This is a genomic window from Labrys sp. Lb11 (assembly GCF_057554225.1).
Genome location: NZ_BAAJOT010000001.1, coordinates 921,802 through 943,972 on the forward strand (window position 1 = coordinate 921,802; position 22,171 = coordinate 943,972).

15 protein-coding genes and 2 pseudogenes are annotated in these 22,171 nt (G+C 65.6%); 2 read left to right on the forward strand and 15 right to left on the reverse strand.

Features of this window, described 5'->3' with window-relative positions:
- Nucleotides 1-200 precede the first annotated feature (200 nt).
- From AC27L4_RS04310 to AC27L4_RS04325, 4 genes are all read right to left on the reverse strand, one after another.
- Complete coding sequence (locus tag AC27L4_RS04310; protein WP_487140709.1) at nucleotides 201-1,019, reverse strand: carbohydrate ABC transporter permease; 819 nt, start codon at nucleotides 1,017-1,019, stop codon at nucleotides 201-203.
- Nucleotides 1,012-1,875, reverse strand: a complete 864-nt coding sequence (locus AC27L4_RS04315; protein WP_487140710.1) for a carbohydrate ABC transporter permease — start codon at nucleotides 1,873-1,875, stop codon at nucleotides 1,012-1,014. The genes AC27L4_RS04310 and AC27L4_RS04315 overlap by 8 nt, the downstream gene beginning before the upstream one ends.
- Before the next feature lie 64 nt (nucleotides 1,876-1,939).
- The gene (locus AC27L4_RS04320; RefSeq protein ID WP_487140712.1) at nucleotides 1,940-3,208 is read right to left on the reverse strand and encodes an ABC transporter substrate-binding protein; all 1,269 of its coding nucleotides are present in this window, start codon (nucleotides 3,206-3,208) and stop codon (nucleotides 1,940-1,942) included.
- Between the two features lie 406 nt (nucleotides 3,209-3,614).
- Nucleotides 3,615-3,923 (reverse strand): suppressor of fused domain protein, encoded by a 309-nt coding sequence (locus AC27L4_RS04325; protein ID WP_487140713.1) that lies wholly within the window; start codon nucleotides 3,921-3,923, stop codon nucleotides 3,615-3,617.
- Between the two features lie 197 nt (nucleotides 3,924-4,120).
- On the opposite strand from AC27L4_RS04325, the gene AC27L4_RS04330 reads away from it, so the two are divergent.
- A complete protein-coding gene (locus tag AC27L4_RS04330) occupies nucleotides 4,121-5,155 on the forward strand; it encodes an IS110 family RNA-guided transposase (RefSeq protein ID WP_487140715.1) in 1,035 nt (344 codons plus the stop codon).
- A gap of 729 nt (nucleotides 5,156-5,884) precedes the next feature.
- On the opposite strand, the gene AC27L4_RS04335 is transcribed toward AC27L4_RS04330, so the two are convergent.
- The 3 genes from AC27L4_RS04335 to AC27L4_RS04345 form a co-directional block, all read right to left on the reverse strand.
- On the reverse strand, nucleotides 5,885-8,515 hold the full coding sequence (locus AC27L4_RS04335) for a CdiA family toxin C-terminal domain-containing protein (protein ID WP_487140716.1): 2,631 nt from the start codon (nucleotides 8,513-8,515) through the stop codon (nucleotides 5,885-5,887).
- A gap of 700 nt (nucleotides 8,516-9,215) precedes the next feature.
- Entirely contained in the window at nucleotides 9,216-10,043 is an 828-nt protein-coding gene (locus AC27L4_RS04340) for a hypothetical protein (protein WP_487140717.1), read from the reverse strand.
- 118 nt (nucleotides 10,044-10,161) lie between these two features.
- Nucleotides 10,162-11,895 carry a portal protein gene (locus tag AC27L4_RS04345; RefSeq protein ID WP_487140718.1) on the reverse strand — a complete coding sequence of 578 codons (1,734 nt, stop codon included), beginning with the start codon at nucleotides 11,893-11,895 and terminating at the stop codon, nucleotides 10,162-10,164.
- A 443-nt stretch (nucleotides 11,896-12,338) separates the two neighbouring features.
- Here AC27L4_RS04345 and AC27L4_RS04350 point away from each other — a divergent pair.
- Nucleotides 12,339-13,114, forward strand: a pseudogene (locus AC27L4_RS04350) (aldo/keto reductase); the annotation flags it as partial.
- A 52-nt stretch (nucleotides 13,115-13,166) separates the two neighbouring features.
- On the opposite strand, the gene AC27L4_RS04355 reads toward AC27L4_RS04350, so the two are convergent.
- The 8 genes and pseudogenes from AC27L4_RS04355 to AC27L4_RS04390 form a co-directional block, all read right to left on the reverse strand.
- The gene (locus AC27L4_RS04355) at nucleotides 13,167-13,364 is read right to left on the reverse strand and encodes a hypothetical protein (RefSeq protein WP_487140719.1); all 198 of its coding nucleotides are present in this window, start codon (nucleotides 13,362-13,364) and stop codon (nucleotides 13,167-13,169) included.
- Nucleotides 13,364-14,824, reverse strand: coding sequence for a terminase large subunit domain-containing protein (locus AC27L4_RS04360; protein WP_487140720.1), 1,461 nt, complete (start codon nucleotides 14,822-14,824; stop codon nucleotides 13,364-13,366). The genes AC27L4_RS04355 and AC27L4_RS04360 overlap by 1 nt, the downstream gene beginning before the upstream one ends.
- Entirely contained in the window at nucleotides 14,784-15,404 is a 621-nt protein-coding gene (locus AC27L4_RS04365; RefSeq protein WP_487140722.1) for a terminase small subunit, read from the reverse strand. The genes AC27L4_RS04360 and AC27L4_RS04365 overlap by 41 nt, the downstream gene beginning before the upstream one ends.
- Before the next feature lie 460 nt (nucleotides 15,405-15,864).
- The gene (locus AC27L4_RS04370) at nucleotides 15,865-16,134 is read right to left on the reverse strand and encodes a DUF7660 family protein (protein WP_487140723.1); all 270 of its coding nucleotides are present in this window, start codon (nucleotides 16,132-16,134) and stop codon (nucleotides 15,865-15,867) included.
- Between the two features lie 138 nt (nucleotides 16,135-16,272).
- Complete coding sequence (locus AC27L4_RS04375; RefSeq protein WP_487140725.1) at nucleotides 16,273-17,217, reverse strand: hypothetical protein; 945 nt, start codon at nucleotides 17,215-17,217, stop codon at nucleotides 16,273-16,275.
- 514 nt (nucleotides 17,218-17,731) lie between these two features.
- Nucleotides 17,732-19,111 (reverse strand): annotated as a pseudogene (locus AC27L4_RS04380) (IS1380 family transposase).
- 263 nt (nucleotides 19,112-19,374) lie between these two features.
- The gene (locus AC27L4_RS04385) at nucleotides 19,375-20,853 is read right to left on the reverse strand and encodes an IS1380 family transposase (RefSeq protein ID WP_487140726.1); all 1,479 of its coding nucleotides are present in this window, start codon (nucleotides 20,851-20,853) and stop codon (nucleotides 19,375-19,377) included.
- A gap of 845 nt (nucleotides 20,854-21,698) precedes the next feature.
- Entirely contained in the window at nucleotides 21,699-21,935 is a 237-nt protein-coding gene (locus tag AC27L4_RS04390; protein ID WP_487140978.1) for a CdiA C-terminal domain-containing protein, read from the reverse strand.
- Nucleotides 21,936-22,171: the final 236 nt, after the last annotated feature.

Consider the following 22,171-nt stretch of genomic DNA (forward strand, 5'->3'; position numbering starts at 1 on the left):
CGGATGCCGGCGCCGGTCCGGGCGCAGCACCGCACGGTCGGAATATGACAAACACCGGGCGGCACGGTCAACGGAATGGGGGCGGCTCTTCGATCCGAACTCGAGCGGACGTTCGCCGCCGTCCGCGCCGATGGGCGCGGAGTGGGGGCGGCCGGACCGGAGCCGTGCACCGTCCGGCGACGCGGGATGCGTCCGGGAGCCTACTTGATCCCCGATCCCGCGGCGCTGTCGATGAAGTAGCGCTGGAAGAAGGCGAAGAGCAGGGCCATCGGCACGGTGCCGAGCACCGAGACCGCCATGATCTCGCTGTAGCGCGTGTTCAGCGTCATCTGGAACGCCGCCATGCCGAGCGGCAGGGTGCGCATCGTGTCGGTGCTGGTGATGACCAGCGGCCACAGATAGCTGTTCCAGCTCAGGCTGAAGGTCAGCACCGCCACCACCACCAGGCTGGGGCCGATCAGCGGTGTGACGATGCGCCAGAGGATGGTCGCTTCGCTGGCGCCGTCGATCCGGCCGGCCTCCAGCAGCTCGTTCGGCACCGCCTGGATCGCCTGGCGCAGGATGAAGATGCCCGCCGCGTTGAGGGCGGTCGGCAGGGCGATGCCGGCATAGGTGTCGTGCCAGCCGAAGGCGTGGATCTGCAGGAACAGCGGGATGACGATGGATTCCAGCGGCACCATGATCGAGGCGAGCACCGCGATCCACAGGATCTCGCTGAACCGGCTTTTCAGCTTGGCGAAGCCGTAGCCTGCCATCACGCCGAGGACGAGCGTCACCACCACCGAGATCCCCGCCGCGATCAGCGAGTTCAGGAGGTAGCGCAGGAACGGCCGCTCGTTGAAGGACTTGACGTAGTTGAGCAGGCCGGCGCTGCCGATGTCGAGCAGCGGCCCGTCGAGCAGCTCCCGGTCGGTCTTGAACGAGGACGCCACCATCCACGCGATCGGGAACAGCGCGATGGCGGCGAAGATCGCCAGGAAGGCGATGACGGCGATGGAGCGGGTCCGGTTCCTAGTCATCGCGGCGCCCCGCGATCAGCCAGATCTGGATGAGGCTGAGCAGCATGATGCCGCCGAACAGCACGATCGAATAGGTGCTGGCGCGGCCCATGTCGAGATAGCTGAACGCCGTCTTGTAGATCAGGATGGTGAGGATCTGCGTGGCGTTGGCGGGGCCGCCGTCGGTCAGCACCTGGTGGAAGACGAAGGCCTTGAGGCCGTTCACCGTCGCCAGCACCACCACCAGCACGATGGTCGGCTTCATCAGCGGGATGGTGACGTGGTGCAGCAGCTGCCAGAAGCCGGCGCCGTCCAGGCGCGCCGCCTCGAAGCTTTCGCGCGGCAGCGTCAGGAAGCCGGCCAGGAAGATGATGGTGTAGTAGCTGGTGGCGTGCCACCAGCTCATGCCGATCAGCGCCCAGGGCGCATAGGCGCTGTTGGTAAGCCAGGGGATGGAGGCGATGCCAAGCGTGTTCAAGGCGTCGTTGATCGGCCCGCGCTGGTTGAACATCAGCTTCCAGACCAGCGCCACCGACACGAAGGGCAGCACCGAGGGCAGGTAGATGAGGAAGCGCCACAGGCTGCGGCTGCGGCCCAGCGTGCTCAGGAGGCCGCCGAGCACGAAGGACAGGCCGATCACCGGCACGATGGTCCAGAACACGTAGAATGCGGTGATCCACAGCGAGCGCAGGAACTGCTCGTCCGAGACCAGGCGCAGATAATTCGCCAGGCCGACGAACTCCGGCGGCGACATCAGGTCGTATTTGTGGAAGCTGACATAGGCCGCGTAGAGGACGGGATAGAGCTGGAACAGCGCCAGGTAGAGCAGTGCCGGCGCGAGGAAGGCCGCCGACCAGAATTTTCTCGAGGGTTCCACGCGCTCGCCTTCCGCATCGGAAAATCGCCCGGCGAAGGCCGGGCGATCGTCTTGCCGGTCCAGCCTATTTCTGGCTGCGGATGAAGTCGATCTGCTTAGCCGCCTGGTCGAGCGCGTCCTTCACCGGCGTGCCCTGGGCGAACTGCTCGATCGCGTCCTTGATCGCCTTGCCTTCCTCGTTCCAGGTCAGCGAGCGCCAGTAATAGGCGCCGTAGTTGAGCTGCTCGGCGAAGATGTCGGCGCCGATCGTCTCCTTGGCGGCGGGCGACTTCTCCCAGTCCTTCAGGCCGGTGACATAGCCGGTCTTGCGCAGATAGCCGTCGCCGTCGGAGGTGAGGAAGCGCAGGAAGCTCCAGGCCGCCTCCTGGTTCTTCGAGGCGGCGGTCACCGTCATCGAATAGTTGTAGGCCAGCGTGTGCGGCTTGGCCGGATCCTTCTGCGGGATCGGCGCAACCACGTAGTTCTTCTTGACGTCCTCGCCGAACAGTGGTGGCGACCAGATGCCGGCCATCATCATCGACTGGCGGCCGTCGGAAAAGTCCTGCAGCGCGTTGACCGGGTTCACGGTGGCGAAGTCCGGCCCGCCGATGCCCTCGGTCACCACCCGCTGCCAGGTGTCGGTGAAGGCCTGCACGCATTCGGGCGAGTTGATCGCCGCCTTGCCGGCGTCGTCGAGCACCTTGCAGCCGTACTGGTTCAGGATCGGCCAATATTCCATGGCGTACCAGAAGCCGTCGAGGCCCCAGACCCAGTTGAAGCCCAGGCGGGTGAAGTTGCCGTTCGCATCCTTCTTCTGCACCTTCTTGGCCAGGGCGAACAGCTCGTCCCAGGTCTTGGGCCAGTTGGCCTTGTCGGTGACGTCGATGCCGACCTCGGCGAAATGCGCCTTGTTCATGAACAGGGCGAAGGTGTTGAGCTCCTCCGGCAGGCCGTAGAGCTTGCCGTCGATGGTCAGGCCCTTGAGCGCGCCGGGGGCATAGAGCGCCTCCAGCTCCGGCAGCGTCTTCACGCCCATCGCCGGCAGGTCGGCCTCGGCGAGCATGCCCTTGCTGACGAACTTGGGATAGAGATAGTCGAGCACGTTGATGAGGTCGGGCGCCTCGCCCGCGGCGATGGCCGCCAGCAGCTTCACCTCATAGTCGCCGTGCGGGTCTGACTGGAACTGGAAGGTCACGTCCGGATGCAGCTTGGCGTATTCGGCGGCCTTCTGCTTGATGAACTCTTCCGCCGGCGGATAGGTGTGGTGCCAGATCTTCAGCTCCACCGCGTTCGCCGCGGTCGAGAGACCGAAGGCGGCCAGGGCCGCCGCCAGCACCGTTCTGGTTCTGCTCAATGCTTTCACGTCGCGTTCCTCCCTCATGCCCGGCCCTGCTTCAGCCGGCTCAGCTGACAATCCGCTGCTCGACAGGTTCTGATCGGGTGGGGGCGGGGGATCGCCGTGCAGACGCCCCGCGCGGGCCGCGTGGCCGCCTCGCCGGGCGCCGATGAGCTGGTCCACCGAGACAACTGCGCCTCCTCCGTCCCCATTCCATCCGCGCACCGGATGTGATGTTGTCCGGACAACATATCTACTATGTCGCGGACGTCAAGACATCGCCGAGGCCGGAGGGCGAAGAATCGCTGGCGGCGGCATTTGGGGGAGGGCTCGATTACCCCGCATTCGAGTTGGATTCGCGCCTCCAGGGGAATCCCTCTCGCCCCATCCGAGTAAATTCACCGCCGGAGTGAGTGATTGCCGATCAAATTATCGACTTACTGTTTATGTCAAAAACATCCGCTTCGTTCTTTTGTAAGATGTCTTCGAGCGCTTCGCTGCCGTAGGATTGTGAGAGTTCGTATTCGGCATCAGATATGGGGATGGCAAGGAGCCATGCAATTTTCTTGTGATCTCCTCCGTCGGTGAGGCCCTCGTCGTCGGCCTGCTGCTTTGTTCCGGTCGCTGATCGGGGACGGATGACGGCCGCCGCCCACGGTCCAATATCCTGAGTGAGGTAGCCACCTTCGGCCAGCCCCCTGTACCTGTGTAACGGCGGATCGCGGTGCATCATGATCCGTATCGGGCCGGTCGGTTGAGAGCCGCCTTTTGCCCCCTGTGCCTTCGAGCACCTGGGGGGGACGTGCGCCTCGACTGATCGACCGTGTTGCATGTCCGGTGGGGAGTCGCGCCCTGGCTATTCGTACCCTTGAGCGCCAGTACAGGGAAAGACGAAGCAATACGGCGGCCCGACAACGGAAGGAGGAGGCCATGGACACAGAGCCGCTCGTCTTCGTCGGCATCGATTGGGCGAGCATCGAACACCAAGTCTGTCTGATCAGCGCGGACGGTCCCGTCCAGCGGGCATTCGCACACGACGCCGATGGGATCGGCACGATGGTCGAATGGCTTGTCGCGAAAGCCGAACAGCCGGGTCAGGTTGCCGTCGCTATCGAGACGCCGCACGGGCCGGTCGTCGAGGCGCTCATGGACCGCGGCATCGCTGTGTTCGCCATCAATCCCAAGCAACTCGACCGCTTCCGAGACCGCTTCTCTCCGGCGGGAGCCAAAGACGACCGTCGGGACGCCCTTGTCCTGGCCTCTTCCTTGCGCACGGACCGCCACTGCTTTCGTCGTGTGGAAGCTCTCGATCCGGTGGTGGTGGAACTGCGGGAGTGGTCGCGTATGGCCGAAGAGCTGAAGCAGGAGCGCGTCAGGCTGACGAACCGCGTACGGCAGCAGCTCTGGCGCTACTATCCTCAGATGCTTGATCTGACCGAGGATATTGGTGCGGACTGGCTCTTGGCGCTCTGGACCAAGGCGCCAACACCAGCCGAAGCGGCGCGCCTGACCGAAACAAGAATGGCGAAGCTCTTGGCTGCCCATCGTATCCGACGCATCACCGCACACGATGCCCTGGCCATTTTGCATCGGCCTGCGCTGACTGTCGCCCCGGGGACCGCCGATGCGGCCCGCGCCCACATCACGGCCGTGGCCGAGCGCCTTAACCTGGTCAATCGCCAAATCAAGACTGTCACGCGGCGGATCGACGGCCTGGTCGAGCAACTTGCCGGACCGGAGACCGAGCCGGGGCAAAATACCGAGCAGCGCGACGCGGCAATCCTGCGCTCCTTGCCGGGGGTGGGAAGGATCGTCCTCGCCACGCTGCTCGCGGAGGCCCATCAAGCCCTCCAGGCGCGAGATTACCACGCCTTGCGCACCTTGACCGGAGTGGCACCGGTCACCAAGCGGAGCGGCAAATCCTGCCGTGTGGAGATGCGTCAGGCATGCTCCGGCCGCCTGTGAACCGCCGTCTATCACTGGGCGCGCGTCGCTACCCAACACGACGCCCGCAGTCGCAGCCGCTACGCAGCACTCCGAGCGCGAGGCCATTCTCATGGCCGAGCCCTCAGAACCGTTGCCGATCGCCTGCTTGGGATCGCGTGCGTCATGCTCACAAACCGAACAATGTTCGATCCCGAAAAACGGCCCGCCAACTGCCCGAAATCCGCTTGATCATTGGTGGGGAGTCCCCCCCCATCTGAGCGGTCTTGTCCGTCCGGGGAGACAACAGAAATCAGTCGATATCATTGAGGAATAGATATAATTCTGATAATTCAATCTGAATATGACGACAATAAATGCTTCAATGATTCAATTATTTGGGATTTCTGGTGATTAAATTTTGTGTATATTCGAAATATATTTCTTACGTATTTCAATATTTCTTGCCTGTTACAAAAAAATTCTGGATAATTCATGCGATAGTATTCTGGATCAACGAATGTACGAAAGACTGCGGTTGGTGGCCAATCTTCGTATCCTGCAATGTCGCCTGGGTCTCGTCGTTCGATGAGCCAGCCTGGTTGACCTTCGATGCACCCGATCTCAGAATTTTCTGGGAGGAGGACTGCGACGTCGTCGAGCCGATGATCTGAGAAGAGTGAGTCTAGTATTAACTTAAGGGAGGCGTCTTTGTCTTTCTGTGGGTTGAAGCCTCCAAAGGCTTCATTAAAGTAATTCATGTATGATCCTCTAGGGTATTGGGTGGGCGTTTCCTACAAACGGGTTGCCCGTTGTGGGGTCAAAGTTTATGTAGACGCGAATGTTAATGTTATTTTGTGTAATGTCAAATTTCGTCTGTGCTGGGTCCTTTAGGTGCAATTCGAACGCTTGCTTTCCTGCAGCGAGGCACATGTCGAGCATTTCGCTGTCAGGATAAACAAGGGGATCATACACGGTTTTGACGCCGGATGTCGACTTGCCTTTTGCGTTGACATGTGTGTATTTTAATTCCATAATTCCTTTTACTTTTGTTTTTATTATAGAAAAATTCGAATTTGCTGTTTTCAATTGTTTAATTGCGTTGCTGATATTATGTGTTCCGCTCAGGAGTCCGGATTTGGTGAAGCCATCGGGACCAAATAGATGCTGAGGTAAATTTGCACGATACGATAGGTTGTCGGGAAAGGATTCGTTAGCCGGACTTGGCTCGGAGTTGCTCGCTGGTGTCTGGCCGCCGCCTTCCTGGGAGCCGCCGCGCTTGCCAGGATGCGTAGCGCCGAGGACCCCCGAGGCGAGGACGGCCAGATCGAGGCCGTATTTGCGGGCGATGGCCATGCGCTCGCCGAAGCTCTGGGCGGTATCCCACTCGGTGGCGAAGGCCAGCCGCTGCTCCGTTTCGGTGCGTGCCTGTGCCTTGGCGTGGGCGAGGCCGGCGGATCGCATGAACGGTTCCGCCGCCATGCCGCGCAGGCCCGACAGAAGTGTCAGCATCTCGGAGGTGGTGGGGTCGTCGAAGGTCGCGGCGATGCCGTTCGCCAGCTCCGTTGCTTGCCCGGCATCGCCGCGCCGGGCCGCGGACTCCATGGCGACCAGTTGTGCTGCGAGCGGGATGCCACGTTCGGCCCGGCTGTCGACGAGTGTCTTGAGCGGGCTGGGCGCCACGCCCTGCCGCGCGAGCATCCTGTCGGCGATCGCCTTGATCTCCTTGATCCTGGCGGTATCGTGCGGATCGAGATCGGATCTTTGCGCCAGCAAGTCGATGTACTTGGTGTCGCCCTTGGTGAAGGCGGCGGTGACCGCATAGGCGATCGCCTTGTCGAGTAGCGGGAGCACCCCTTTGGCCGCATCGGCGAGCTTGCCCACGTCGTCCTGAAGCACGGCGTCCGGTGTTCTGCGGAAATCCTGGACCGGCTTGCCTGCAACCAGGCCCGGTGCGGCTTCGGAGTCGTCGGGGGCCGCCGCTGAAGTATCCGAGGGCGGGAGCGGCTGGCCCGTCGGGCTCGGCGGCGCTTCGAGCGGCGTGCTTGCCGAGGCGTTGCCGGGAGGGTGTTGGGAGGAGCCCCGTTCGTCGACTCGCTGCAGTTGCTCCATGAACGCGGCTTCGGGCGAACGCTGCGGCGGCAGGCCCGATACGAGCGGCGAGCCGGGAGGCATTGGCGCGACTGGGCCGGGGGAGGGCGGAGAGGGCGATGACAGCTTGGCGGCAGGCGGCCCTTCGACCGTTGCCGGTTTCGTCAGCCCCTCGACCTGCGGCGCGAGGCCCGGTGGCGCAGGGCTGGTCGCGGGATCGGGCGGGGTGGCGTCCCAATATTTCCAGTTTTCGGCAGAGGCCTCGGCCGGATCATTGCCGGCCGGCCGGCCCCATGTTGCCAGGGTCTTCGCGGCCGCGGCCGGTTGGCCGATCGCGAGGGAGAGGGCGTTGGCGATGTGGTCGGCGCGGGCCTGGTCGCGGCCCTGGCGGACATGGGCGGCAATGGCGGGCCCGAAATGGGCCAGGACCTCGTCGAGATCGAGGTCGGGGTTCTCCCGGCCGGTGTCGCGGATCGAGACGGCGTCCTGGCCGATCAGCCGGGCGAGCCTGGCGCTGGTGTCGGCGGCGCGGCGGATGTCGTCCTGGCGGGTGAGCGCGGCCTTGGCGGCGAGCTGCTCGATCACGGGGAAGGAGGCGGAGGGGTGCAGTCCGCGGAAATAGTCCTTGGCCACGGCCTGCCCGCCGTCGGCGAGCGGGGGGAGGCCGCGCATCGACGGCGGGGTGAGGCGGTCGTCGCCGGCCCCGCCGGCCAAGACGGGTGCGCCGGCCCCGCCGGCCAGGCTGGACGCGCCGGGTGTGCCGCCATCGGTCGTCGGCCCCGTCTGCCAGATCGCCTGACGCCGGCGGGTATCGGCGAGCAGGGCATTGCCTTGCGCCAGGGCGATCTTGTCGGGCAGGCCGGCGACGCGGCTCTGCCGGATGGCCGGCGGCAAATTGGGATTGCTGCGGTTGGCGCCGTAGAGCGCCTCGACCGCCGCGTCGCGCCGGGCCGGATCGATGTGCCGGGCGGCGGTGTCGAGCAACTCCGCGTCCTCGGCATCCTGCAGGGCGCCGTGATACCGCAGCTTCTCCGTGGTCTCGGCCTGGCCGAGGGGGCCGGCGAGCCGGTGTTCCAGGGCGAGGATCTGCGGCGACAGGCGCAGCTTCGCTTCGGGCGGCCAGGCGCCGGCCATGGCCTGGGCGTCGGCGCGGTACTGGTCGCGGAAGGCATTGGTGACGCCGCCGCCGCCGGGCGGGATGGCGCCGGCGGCGTCCCGGGCCTGGGCTTCCTGGGCGGCGGCGAAGCGCCGGAGGTCGGCCTCGGCCCGCGCCAGCCGCTCGGGCGGGGTGAAGTCGGGAATACGGGGCATGGGGGCTCACGAGAAAGGGCGGCCCGGCCGGGCGCCGGCACGGCGCGAGCGCGGCGGGCGCATGGGCGAGCGGATGGCGGCGCCCGGATGCGGGCGCGCCGGTGCGGCCTCGGGACGGTGGTCCGGAGGGTGGGATGGGGTAGCGGCTGAGAGGGGGAGGCGGGGCAGTGGCCGCAAGGGGCGGCGTGTTGATCAGAGGAGGCTATGCATGGAGGTCAGGGGCTTCGTAGGAAGGGGGTGGAGCGGCCGCTCTGTCAGGCGGACAGCGAGCAGCCTGAGGCCCGGCGCTCCCATCGACGCATGCGGCTGTGTGGGTTTTGGCCTTCGGGGGAAACCGGCGCCGCTCCGCCCCCACCCGAGAGCGTGTCAAGGATACGTCAGACGATGGTGGCCTGCGCGGGCGCGGCGCCCACCAATGCTCCCTCGCTCAGGGCATGAAACGATTGGATTGCCGTTGCCTACGGATGGAACGGTGACCCCGATCCTCGTTCAGGCAGAACGCCACATCATCAGAATTTGCCGACGCAAGGTGCTGGGGGGCAACGGGATGGGCGCGTCCGGGTCGAGACGGGGCCTTCGACGCAATGAGCGACATGAGCGGCCGAACCGGGACCTGTCGTCCTAAGGGGGATACCAGAGAGTGCGTGCAAAAGCGTCCACTCGACCAGTCTTCGGGCCGATCACTCTTTACGAAGGATCGTCAAGCCGTTGCATAGCAGATGTCAATCAAGGATGCGTGTGTGCAATCGATATTATTCGTCACTTCCCTATCGAATATCTTGTTGAGAATTTCCGGATCTACGGCGTAAACATCCTTCTTGTAATCCACAAAGACGACCAGAATGAGCTCCACGCCATCGATGGGTTTGCGCAGCAGCGGAGCGTAGGCGGCCTGGATCAGCACAATCGGAGCATGTGCACACACGGAGGCGATCGAAACGTCGGGCAGCAAGATCTGTCCCCATCCCTCTCCCTCCTCCCAATCGACCGTCGATCCGGCAATCGACGATTGCAGGGTTTGAAGGCAGTGGCGGACGTGGTGGTCGCGCCATGCCTCTCGGCCGGCCAGGGCCGCTTGAAACTCCGGCGACAGATCCCGTGGCGTCGCCCTGCGCCACAATTCCCACTCCGATGGCGCGAATGCCCATCCGGGCTGCGACGGCTGCTCTTCGCTGCAGTTCCATCCGGTCTCGCGGGCGACGAGGTCTTCGAAGCTGCAGGAGGCAACGACGGTGCGGCCGCCGCCGCGAAGCTCCTCCACCAGGATCGCCACACCGGACTGAAAGGCCGACAGATATCGGGGATAGTCGTCGTCCAGCCCGACATCCAGGCAGTATGGCGAGTTTGCGATGAAATCGAAGCGGCTGCCCGCCTGCACCAATGCCACGAAGTCCTCATTGTCATAGGCCGGGATTTCCAGCGCCATGCCCTGGAATATCTCTGCATAGATCATGTCGATCGCGGCTTGCAGTTCGGCGATGCTTTCCCGTGTCGCGATATACAGCTTGCAGTAACCGGGGTCTTGCATGGCCCTTTCCTCGATGCCGGAGGATCGAGGCGTCCGTCGCCCGTTGCCCGGCGGCGGTGCAACTCCCGTCCGGATGCAGCACCGCACGATCCGAATCTGCCAATGCAGGGCGGCCGGGTCAACGGGACGGGATCGGCCCTTCCGTCTGGCCGGGCGCCGCAGGTCCGCCGCTCTCGCCCCCTTGCGCCTGCGTCGCCGCCTGCACGGCCTGTGCCGCGTTGACGGTCGAGGTGGTGGCGTCGGCGATCTGCTTGACGCCGCCGGCGGTCTGGACGATCTGCGCGAAGGTGCCGGCGATGTCGGCCGGACCGGCCTCGGCCTGCGCCGTTTCCTCCTGCGGCTGCGGGTCGGTCCACCAGGCGGCCGGCGTGGTTGCCATGCCGGCGTCGCGGAACATGCGCACGACGTCGAGCTGCCGGCCGGACTGCAGCTGCTGCGCCGCCTGCTCCATCTGCGCCGCAATGCCGAGCAGCGCGCCGAGGTTTTGCATCCGCGTCGCCTTCTGCGCCTCGATCGTCTCCTGCAGCGGGTTGGAGAACTGGAACTCGACGTCGGCGCCGCGCAACTCCTCGGGCAGGCTCTCGGGCGGCCCGAAGGCGCCGAGTGCCATCAGCTCGGCGAAGGAGGCGTCGAGCACCGGCTGGGTGTATTCGGTCTCCAGCGGCTCGAACAGCGGGATAGCGGCGCGGATATATTCCTCCACCAGCCGGGCGGTCTCGTAGGCCGTCTTGCCGCCCTGCGGCAGCGACAGCTTGTTGAGGTAGAAGGCGTCGGCGATGGCGGCCCGGACATTGGCGAGCATGGTCTCGCCGAAGCCGATGTCGCCCGACATGTCGAGGGTGCGCAGCGCCGCGCCGAGGCGCTCGTCATAGATCTTGTCGACCCAGGTGGTGCCGCCGGCGAAGATGTTGACGTCGGACAGCACCGCCCCCTTGGTCGCGATGGTCGGCGGATCGATGCGCTTCTCGCCCGCCTCCAGGAGGATCATGGCCAGCTTCTGGATCATGCGCGCATCCGGCAGCGCCACCACCGTGGCCGGACTGAGCGCATAGGGGGACCCCGACAGCGTCTGCCAGCGCGGGATGACGTAGCGCTTCGACGTGGCGCCTTCGACCCGCAGCAGCGTCTCCGGCTCCTTCAGCACATAGGCCGAGACCCAGGGCTGCCTGATCGGGCGGTCGGAGTAGTTGCGCCACTGATCCGACGGCATGACCACGTGCAGCACGTCGAACTCGGTGTCCTCCCGGGCATGGTCGCCGGCGCATTCGCGCACCCGCTGCGGCACGTCGTTGGCCGGGTTCATCATCAGCTGGCGCGCCGTGATCCGATCCTTGCGGACCACGGGGGAGGGGAAGCCGTTCTCGTCCTCGCCCCAGGCCACGTGCGCCAGGTGCCAGTTGCGGTAGATCAGCGAGGCGCGGTCGCGCGTCGGCTCGCAGGTAAGCACGCCGTTGCCGAAGGCGGCGTAGTCCTGGTCGGTTTCCTTCATGGTGCGCACGAAGCGCGTGCGCGCATCGTAGAACACGCGGCGCATCACGTCGGCCGCGCCTTCCAGCCAGGCCTTGCCATAGGCGGAGACGTCGTCGACGCCGGCGGCCTTGAGGGCGAACCAGTCCTGGCCGCGCGGCCGCAGCATGGCCGAGAAGGCGTTGCCGAGATCGCGGCGGGCGCGCACGGTGAAGCTGTCGAAGAGATGGGCCGAGAGATCCTGGCCGATGCACTGCTCGCGCGTGAACGTGGCGCGTTCGGGAAAGAACAGGTCGGCGATCTCCTGGTTGAGGCTGTCGAAGGAGGCCTTCTGCGAGAACAGCCGCTCGGAGAGCTTCAGCAGGGCTTGGACGGTCTGGGGCAAGGGAAAACTCCATCTGGGAGGGATGTCCGGCCCCGCCGAAGGCACGGGGCTCCCGCCGCTGCCCCGGAAGGCCGCTCACGGATCGGACACGCTGTTGTGATCGCCGGTGCGCCGTTCGAGGGCGGGCCGGCATGGTCGGGGCGGCAAAAATCGCCACTGCCACGTTTCCGACGTTCGCGTCCGGCCGTTGTGCCGGAAATGTGACGCGAACTGTTGAATCAGCGAGGGGGGCGGGCTCATGCCTCGGTCGGGACCGTCGGAGTTCGGAACACGGGCGTGCGCCTGCCCGTTCGGGCGGCCGGTCGGTCGCCTGACGGCGCACGGTCGTCCGACGTCCGCGCTCCAGGATGATCCCATGCCGACAGGCCGCGATGCATTGCTGACCTTGCTCGGCCCCGCCGCCTGCACGCTGCTTTCAGGATTTGCGATGTCTTCCGCCTTTGTTCGGCCGCATGACGCCGAAGCCGAACGGCGGCGGCGCCTCGCGCGGCCATATCCTCGACCAGGCCAAGGCCAGCCTGAAGCGCCTCCAGCTCGACCATATCGACCTCTACCAGATCCACGGCTTCGACAGCCTGACGCCGATCGAGGAGACGCTGGAGGCGCTCGACACCCTCGTGCGCCAGGGGCATGTGCGCCATGTCGGCGTCTCGAACTGGACGGCCTGGCATGTCGCCAGGGGGCAGGGCATCGCCGAGCGCCGCCGGTTCGCGCCGATCCGCTCGCTGCAGGCCTATTACACCCTGGCCGGCCGCGACCTCGAGCGCGAGATCGTGCCGATGCTGTCCGCCGAGAAGATCGGGCTGATGGTCTGGAGCCCGATCGCCGGCGGCCTGCTCAGCGGCAAGTATGATCGCAGCAACGCCGCCGCCGACAGCCGCCGCACCACCTTCGACTTTCCGCCGGTCGACCGCGGCCGGGCCGGCGCCGTGATCGAGGCGATGCGCCCGATCGCCCAGGCGCGTGATTGCACGCTGGCCCAGGTCGCGCTCGCCTGGCTGCTGCACCAGCCGGTGGTCACCAGCCGGTGGTCACCAGCGCCATCGTCGGCGCCAGGCGCAGCGCCCAGTTGCGCGAGAACATCGCTGCCGCGGACGTCACCCTCTCGGCCGGGGATCTCGAGGCGCTCGATGCGGTGAGCGCCCTGCCGAGGGAGTATGCCGGCTGGATGCTGGAGCGCCAGGGCCTGTCCCGAGCCTGGCCGGACGAGCGACGCTGAGCGGCTGTCCGCGAGCCCGGCAAGCCGGGGGCCTCGCCGGGCTCGACGGCTTTCACCGCAGGCCCCCCGGTGCGTCGCCCAGCGCCGTGTTCTGGCTCGGCTGCGCCAGGATCGTCGAGGCGCGCCCGCCGCGCTCCTGCGCCGACAGCATCGACAGGCGCTTGGCCCGCAGCGCTGTCGGGTCGTTCTCGTCGGGCAGCGGCACCACGGGCTGCGGCTTGGGTGGCTTCGGCTTGGAAAAGATACCCATCAGTTCTCCCTCCTTTGGGGTTGGCGGCGCGTGACGGCGCGGCCGGGCAGGCCGCCCTTGTGGTCGGCATAGCCGCGGTTGGCGAAGGCCGGCATCGGCGCCGGCAGTGCGTCGGTTTCGGCGAAGCGCAGCATCATCAGGCCGTAGCGCGTCGCGCTCATCAGGTCGTCGCGCTCCTTGACGACCCGGCCGTCCTTGCGGTGGTAGAGGCGGAACTCCTCCCACCATTCGTTGAGGTGGCGCAGCACCTTGAGCCGGCCGGTCTGCATCCGCTCGAGCATGTCCATCAGCCCGGCCTCGACGCCGGCCGAGCCGTCGGGGTACTGCGCCCGCTCCGGCAGCATGGCGAGCCCCTGACGGCGGTACTGCTCGGCCAGGGGCTCGCCGCTGTCCTTGGAATGCTGCAGGCCGTCATGCGGCCAGGCCCAGGGCAGGCGCTCGCCCCAGGGCCGCAGCGCCCCCGCATGCAGCACCGGCGTCTGCTCGCGGGCGCGGTGGGCGCGGGTGACGTAGACCACGTCGTCGTCGCGGTTCCAGGCGAGGTGGACGGCGGCGAAGGGGTGGTCCCAGCCGAAATCCATGGCGCCGAGCCGCGGCCAGTGCGGCCTAAGCTGGATGTCGTCGATGGCGATGTCGTCCTCCGGCACCGGGAAGATGCGTCCGGAGCCGAGCACGGGGATGCCGCGGGCCCGGGCCTCGCGCTCATGCGCCGGGAAGGAGGCGATGACGCGCGCCCGCTCCGCTGGCGGGATGTGTTCGGCGTCGTCGATGGTCATGTTGGTGTCGTGCCGGTCGGGCGAGGCGCCGGAGAGGAAGCGGTGGACCACGTCGGACATGCCCTCCAGCGGCGTGAACGTCATGAAGGCGCAGCCGCCGGTGGCGATGGTGCGGGCCAGGCCCTCGTCATAGATGTCGGCGGGCGGCTCCTCGTCGAACCAGACGATGTCGACCGGCGGGCCCTGCCATTTGCGCCGGCCCTGCTCGTAATGCTTGAAGCGCAGGGTGGAATGCGAGCCGCAGGCATGGGCGACCTGCACATAGTCCAGGAGGTCGGCGGCGCCGCGCGCCAGGGCGGTGTCGACGATGCGGCCGGCCGGCAGGGCGCCCGAGCCCCACTCGCCCGGCAGGCCCATCAGGGCGCGCTGGGCATTGTCGCGCGTGGTTTCGGCGGTGATGCCGCTGGCCCAGGCGATCACCGGCCGGCTCCAGCGCCGCCCCTGCCACCAGGGCGGATAGTCGCCGGTGAGGTGGTAGGCAAGCTCGGCCGCGCCGCAGAAGGTCTTGCCGTTCTGGTTGCCGGCGCGTAGCAGCCGCTCGCGGAAGGCGAGGCCGGCGGCGTGGAAGCGCTGTTGCGGGGCGTAGGGGCGATAGAGGGCCAGCCGGGAGAGGCGCAGGGCGTCGAGCTCGCGCAGGACGTCGTCAAGTCGATCCGTCGGCAGGGCCGAGACGGTCGAGGCCAAGTTGTCTTGCCAGGGCAATGGCGCGTTCCCGCTTCTGTTCGAGATCGAGGTCGGCGAAGTCGCCGGGCTTGCCGATCTCGGCGCGGTCGACGAACATGCCGAGGTGGCGGGCGATGTCGACCAGCGCCGCGCGCTTGTCGTGCATCTTGACCTTGAGGCCGGTGGTGGTCTGCGAGATTTCTGCGATCGCCGCCGCGGTGTCGTCGTCGAGGGCGCTGCTGTCGACGAGACGGATGCCGGCGCCGGCCGGGCGCCGGGCGCGGCCGCCCTCGCTCGCCTCGCCCTCGGGCGCCGGGGCCTCGGCCCAGGCCGCCACCTTGCGGATGTCGGCAAAGCCGATGCGGGCGAGTTCCAGCAACACCCTGTCGGCGGTGACGGCGGTGCGCCGCGACCGGGCGGCGCGGGCCGCCTCGACGGCCCGGAACAGGCGCGGCTTGGCCTTGTCGCTGGCCACCCAGCGCGAGGCGGTGGCGGCGGTCCCGGGGCTGTAGCCGGCGGCGAGGGCCGCGCGGCGCGGCGACAGGTCGATCAGATATTCCTCGACGAAACGGGCCTCGCGGTCGCTGAGGGCCTTGCGCACGCGTCAGCCGACCATGGCGGCCGTCGCCACGAGGGGCAGCACGGTGATGCCGGCGCACAGGAGGGCTGCGAGGATGGTGATGGGGTGGGGCATGGGGTCGTCTCCAGATGAAACAAAACCGTCCCGATCTGCAACGAACGCCCGGGGCATCGCGGCATGGCCGCCGATGCACAGCAGGATCCGTGCCGGCCGCGCCCGTCGTCGCAGCGCCGTCATGCTAGGATCGGGATATTGATAAAATTGTAACGAAGGGCCGCCGGCTGGCCGGCTCGAGGCCGCAACGATGGTTCCGGGCGGTTCCGGCCGTGGAGCCCGGGCAAGGCGCATCATGCTGGATAGTGGCTCGCCGGCGCTCTGCTTCCGGCTAGGTGGCAAGCGCCGCAAGGGGCGCTCCTTACTGCGCCTTTGATGGATCTTCCAGCAAGAAGGGCTTTCCAATCGACAGATACGACGCGGCCTTTCAGCTTCCGTAGACCGACGCCGCAAGTAGCATTTGAGCTGCCATACGCCAGGTCACCGTTTCCACATCGACAGTTTCGCCCATGTTCCGATAGAAGCCAGCCATACTGTCCGCGAAGCCAGCCAGTCCTCCAAGGAAGCTCTCGAGATTGTCATTCTGCCATTCATCTTTGCGCTTGCGATAGTCGGCATTCAAGTATTCGACGAATTTAATAAATTCTCGCCTTGATTTTACTTTTTCAGCATAATCAAAGAGATCGTCTCTAGTCATGATCATTGTCCTTGACGAACGAGGGCGGATGTTCCGTTGTTAATGGTTGTAAATTTAAAACATTCACTTTTCGGAATTGTGTCCAACTTTTGATAGTGTATCTCTATTTTGGCTTTCTGAAAAGCGTATAGTCGCCGATTATCCAATGTGAAAAATCATTCCATCCTTCTCCACGATCCGGATGGGCGTGATCGAAGCAGGGTCGATGGTCTTGTTAGCGAGGTCAGCGGCGAAGTCATCAACCGAGCCGAACGGGGGCTTGAAGGTTGCCTTTACGCTGTCCTGGCTGAAGCGAATGACGTGAGGATCAATTGTTCCCGTCTTGGGCAGGCTTGCAAACTCATCTAGAGATAGGAATACTCTCTTTGCGGCAATCGACGACCCTTCCGGTCTCGTCCGGACCACCATTCGGGCCGGAGGCAGAGGAGCCATTCGATGGCCGACGCCGTCGAGTATCGCCTGGGCGAGGATGTCGTACTTCCGGATGACGGCCCATCGCTCGCTGGGCCCCTTGGCCGCTTCCAGTTCGGTTCTAAGGGTGGACTGTTGTTCCTGGTCGAGTTCCGCCCGCATCTGGGCGTGGGCCAACTGAGCGGCATCGAAATACGGCCTGGACGCCATACCCTTCAGCACGAAGGGGAGAAGTGTAAGCTCGGCGGAGCCCGGGTTGTCGAAGGCGGGGATGATGCTCCGCGCCAGTTGCTGGGCCCGTTCGGCGTCGCCGTGCCGGGCCGCGTATTCCATCGCGACGATCGACGGGCCGAGAGACTGCCCGTCGAGAGTGCGGAGATCGATCAATTGGGCCAGCGTGCTGCCGTACCGGCTGCCGGCACCGATCATCGTATCGGCGATGGCCTTGATCTCCTTGATCTTGGCGGCGTCGCGCGGGTCGAGATCGGACCTTTGCGCCAGCAGGTCGATGTACTTCGTGTCGCGTCGGATGAAGGCGGCGGTGACCGCATAGGCGATCGCCTTGTCGAGCAGCGGGGGCGAGCCTTTGGCCGCATCACCGAGCTTGCCCACGTCGTCCTGGAGCACGGCGTCCGGGGTAATGCGGAAATCCTTGACCGGCTTGCCTGCCACCAGGCCCGGCTCGGCTTCGGAATCGTCGGGGTCCGCCGCTGAAGTATCCGAAGGTGGGAGTGGCTGGCCGGCCGGGCTCGGTGGCGGCGACGCTTCGAGCGGCGGGCCGGGAGGTGTTGGCGCAACCGGGGCGGGTGCGGGCGGAGGTGGGCGCCTTCCGACGGGCGACCCATCGGCCGCTGCCGGCTTTGCCAGCCCCTCGGCCTGCGGTGAGAGGCCCGGTGGTGCAGGGCCGGTCGGGGAGGCGGGCGGGGCGCCGTCCCAATACTTCCAGTATCCGGCAGAGGCCTCGGCCGGATCGTCGGCGGCCGGCCGGCCCCGCGTCGCCAGGGCCTGCGCGGCCGCTGCCGGTTGGCCGATCGCGAGAGAGAGGGCGTTGGCGATGTGGTCGGCGCGGGCCTTGTCGCGGCCGGCGCCGGGCTGGACAAACAGCGGTGCTGACGGCGGATGGCCGTGCGGTCAGGGCAGCGATGTCGGATCTTCTGGTGGCTGGTCGGGGTGGGCTGGGCCGCGCTCAGGCGGCGGTCTGGCGTAATCGGGCGTGGGCGAGCGCATATTCGAGCCGGTAGGGGCAGGCCGAGGTCATGGCGACCTTGATCCGACGCACCGAGACGGGCACCAGCGCGCCGATCTTGAGCAGCTTCAGCCGGATCGTGCCGCAACTGGCCTGGGCGAACTGGGTGTGCTTGAGGCCGATGCGGCGCAGCGCGCAGATGAGCACATAGGCCATCGCGGCGAACCACAGGCGCAGCTGATTGGCGCGCATGGTGCCCGACGAGGTGCGGTCGGCGAACAGATCGCCCTGACATTCCTTGATCCGGTTTTCCATCTCGCCCCTGGCGCAATAGAGGGTCTCGTAGAGATGACGAGCGCCGGCCTCGGCGCGCTTGAACGAGGTCACGACGAAGCGCGGATTGGCCTCGCCGCGCGTAGGTTCGGCCTTGCCGACGACCCGGCGCCGACGGCGCCAGCTGTCGAGCGTCGTCCACAGGAAGTCCTTGAAGCGCCGTGCCGGCTGGCCGGGTCCTGCGGCTGTCTTCGGCGGCCTGCGCCAATTCGGCCGCGATCTCGCCGGCCAGCCGCTCGTTCCTGGCCAGGCCGAACAGGTAATCGACCCGGTTGGCCTCGCACCAGGTCATCAGGGCGTCCCGCGCGAAGCCGGAATCGGCGCGCAGCAGAATCCTCACCCGCGGCCATTGCGCGCGGATCTGGGCCACGATGCGCGCAATCTCCTCGACCGATCCGGCCGCGGCGTCGATGTTGGAACGCCGCAGCTTGGCGGCCGGCAGATGGCGGCCGCAGAAGATGTAGAGCGGCAGGTAGCAGTAGCAGTCGTAATAGCCGTGGAAGAACCGCCCTTCCTGATGGCCGTGCAGCGGATCGTCGGTGGCGTCGAGGTCGAGGGTGATCTGCCTGGGCTTGTGGGCATGCGCCTGCAGGAACAAGGTGACGAACAGCGCTTCGATCGCCGCCGGATCGTGGCTGATCTTGCGGTACGTGCTCGGCTGCGGCCGGCTCAGTTCCAGCCGGTTCAGCGTGCTCTTGCCGGCGACCGGAGCGCAGTCGGCGCGCTTGGCCTTCAGCTTGCCGGCCAGCGTCGCCATCATCGGATCGAAGCGCAGCTCGTCATGGTCGTTCAGGTCCTCGTAGCCAAGCGCGATGCCGTGGACCCTCTGACCGACCAGCGTGCGGACCGCATGTTCGATCAGATCCTGCCGGCGCCGGTCGGAAAAGCACGCCGCGAAGCGGTCGACCAAACCGATGGCGCGATCCCTCGCCCCAGCAGCAGCGCCCCGGCATCCGACGTCACCGCGCCACCGTCGAACGCCGCCACGACGGCCCGCCCTTCGAAGGGGGCAAATCCAAACAGATCCGGGTTACACTCCGCCTGCATCGGGGACCTCCTCTGCTATCGGTTAAGTCTTTGTGGTAGAAGAATTTTCGCCGATTCAGAGCCCCGATGCACCTATAAAGTTTGAGAAATCCGGGCTAGCCCGGATTTCTCACCCAATCTTGGGCGGAGGTGACTGGGGTGTAATTTGGTTGGACTGCAATGATAGCGAGTCTTGAGCCCGGGCTCAGGCAGCCCCGCTGCTGCGGGTTGGGCGGGTTTGCTTGGGCTCATGCGGTTGCGGTTTTCTCCTGTGGGCCGCGGGTTCAGCGGGCCGCCCGGTCGAGGGCGGCCCAGGCTGTTCGGAAGACGTCGGTGTAGGGGAAGGCCGAGGCCATCGAGAACTTGATCCGGCGGACGCTGATGCGGACGAGGGCGCCGATTTTGAGCAATTTCAGGCGGATCGTGCCGCAGGTGGCGTCGGCGAGGCCGGTCGTGGCCAGCCCGATGCGGCGCAGGGCGCTGACCAGGACGTAGGCCATCGCGGCCAGCCGGAGCCGCAACTGGTTGGCGCGCATGGTGTGGGCGGAGGTCCTGTCGGCGAACAGGTCGAGTTGACATTCCTTGATGCGGTTTTCCATCTCGCCGCGGGCACAATAGAGCTTTTCGTATAGCGCCCGGGCTTCGTGCTCGGCAGCGGGCAGCGAGGTGACGATGAAGCGCGGGTTGGCGCGGCCCTCCAGGGTGGCCAAATCGACGTCGCCGGCCTTGACGGCTTTCTTCTTTGGCTTCTTGCGCGGGCGCTTCGTCGTGGCCTCGGTCTCGGCGAGGGAGGGCAACATCCATTCGGCCTTGCCGATGACGCGGCGCTGGCGGCTCCAGCTCTTGTGCGTCTGGTAAGTGAAGTCCTTGAAGCGCCGGGCCGGCTTGCCGGTCAGGCGGTTCTCCTCCCCCGCTTGGGCCAGCTCGGCCGCGATCTCGGCGATCAGCCTCTCGTTCCTGGCCAGGCCGAACAGATAATGGACGCGGTTGGCCTCGCACCAGGCCATCAGCCCCTCGCGGGCAAAGCCGGAATCGGCTCGCAAGATGATCCGCACCTGGGGCCAGCGGGCCCGGATCTGTTCGACGAGCCGCGCCACTTCCTCGACCGACCCGGCGCTGGCGTCGATGTTCGCCCGGCGCAGCTTGGCCACCAGAAGCTGGCGGCCACAGAAGATGTAGAGCGGCAGATAACAAGAGCTGTCGTAATAGCCATGGAAGAACCGCCCTTCCTGCTCGCCATGCAGCGGATCGTCCGTGGCATCGAGGTCGAGCACGATCTCCTCGGGCGCGGCCCGATACGCCTCCAGGAACAGGTCGACGAACAGCGTCTCGATCGCCTCGGGCTTGCAGCTGACCTTGTGATAGCGCGTCGGGTCCGGCTTCGACAGCTCCAGCCGGTTCAGCGTCGACTTGCCGGCCACCGCCGCACAAGCGCGGCGCCGGGCCTGCAACTTGCCGGCCAGTACGCCAAACAGCGGGTCATGGCGCAGATGATCATGGTCGTTCAGGTCTTCATAGCCCAGCGCCAGGCCGTAGATCCGTTGCCCGACCAGCGTGGCGACCGAGTGCTCGATCCACTCCGGCCGCCGATGATCGACAAAGCAGCCCGCCAGCCGCTCGATCAGCCGCAATGCCCGATCCGCTTGCCCGAGCAAAAGAGCGCCCGCGTCCGACGTGACCTGGCCGCCATCAAAACTGGCCACAACTTTGTGGCCCTCCACCGGCGTGAATTCGAACAGCTCCGTGCTACACTCTGTCGGCATCGGGGACATCCTGGAGCCAGCGTAAGTCGTTCTCGCAAAACAACTTTTGCTAATTCTCAGCCCCGATGCACCTCCTTCCGTGAGATATCCGGGCTAGGATCGGGGTATTGATAAAATTGTAACGAAGCGCCGCCGGCGGGTCGGCGCGAGGTCGCTGCCGCAACGGCGGCCCCGGGCGGCTCCGGCCGCGGTGTCCGGGCAGGGCGCGTCATGCTGGACGGTGGCTCGCCGAGGTTTCGCTTCCGGCAAGGCGACAAGCGCTGCGGCGGCGGAGAGGCGGTGCCGTTGTACGCGCCGCATGCTGGTTGGCCGGGCGCCTTCGACAAGGTTCCTGCGACGGGGCCGGCAGGCGAGGCTGTTGCCGCGACCGGAAGAGCAGAGACCCGCGCGGGCCCGAACGCAAGACCTCGTCGCCTGAACTCGCCTGTGCGAAGGCCCACGGGCAACGGGCTGGGAGCAAGCTCCCGCTCTACCCGTCGACTGCGTCGAGGCCATTGGCCCACCTGGCATGCACGGCATGGGCTATGGGTACGGTGCCACTCGAGGCGGGGCGAGCCCGCCTCGAGTGTCGGGGCTTACTCTCTCTTATAGATTATCGCTTGTTTGTCGATGCCGTCCTTGAACAATATTAATCTTCCGCACTTGGGGCAGATGTAGGTAATGATACCATGTTGGCTGACGACGAATTCGGCTTGAGCCTCGACGTCTTCGCCGGCCCGGGTCAGCTTGATAACCTCGTCCAGGGCGTCTCCCAGTTTTCGTCCGATATCAGGGTCCAGGCATGCGGTGAGGGGATTTCTCCATCTGAGAAGGAGTGCCCTACACATGTGATTTTTCCCATTTCTCTACCTCATCGCTCGATATAGAATCTTCCTATTATTGACGATTATAATTTCTTTTATCGGTCTGGATATATTTGGAATTTTGCTGATTCTGTATATTATATTATGAAAATCAGATGCTGTAACAGAGGTGTTGTCGATATTTATTATTAGTCGATCTGCTTGGGTTAAGTTTTTTGATGCTATCGAAACAATTCGATCAACACTATTCGTCTTTGGTGTGAATGTGTCAAATGGGATTCCATTTTTTCCTGTGTTTTTTCTCCTCCAATGAGAACGTCAGCGGCCCGGCCGTGTTGGCGGAGCCGCCACCCCCGGCGCGGGTCTTCTGGGGAGAGCGGACGGCGGCTTGACCTGCGGAGCTGGTACCGTGGTTACTGCTGGTGATTTTCCCGGTGCTGTCGGTAGTATCGCGCCAGGAACCTTTGCCGCCCCAAAGAGCTTCGGCGCTTCAGCGACGATGCCGCCGAGGACCA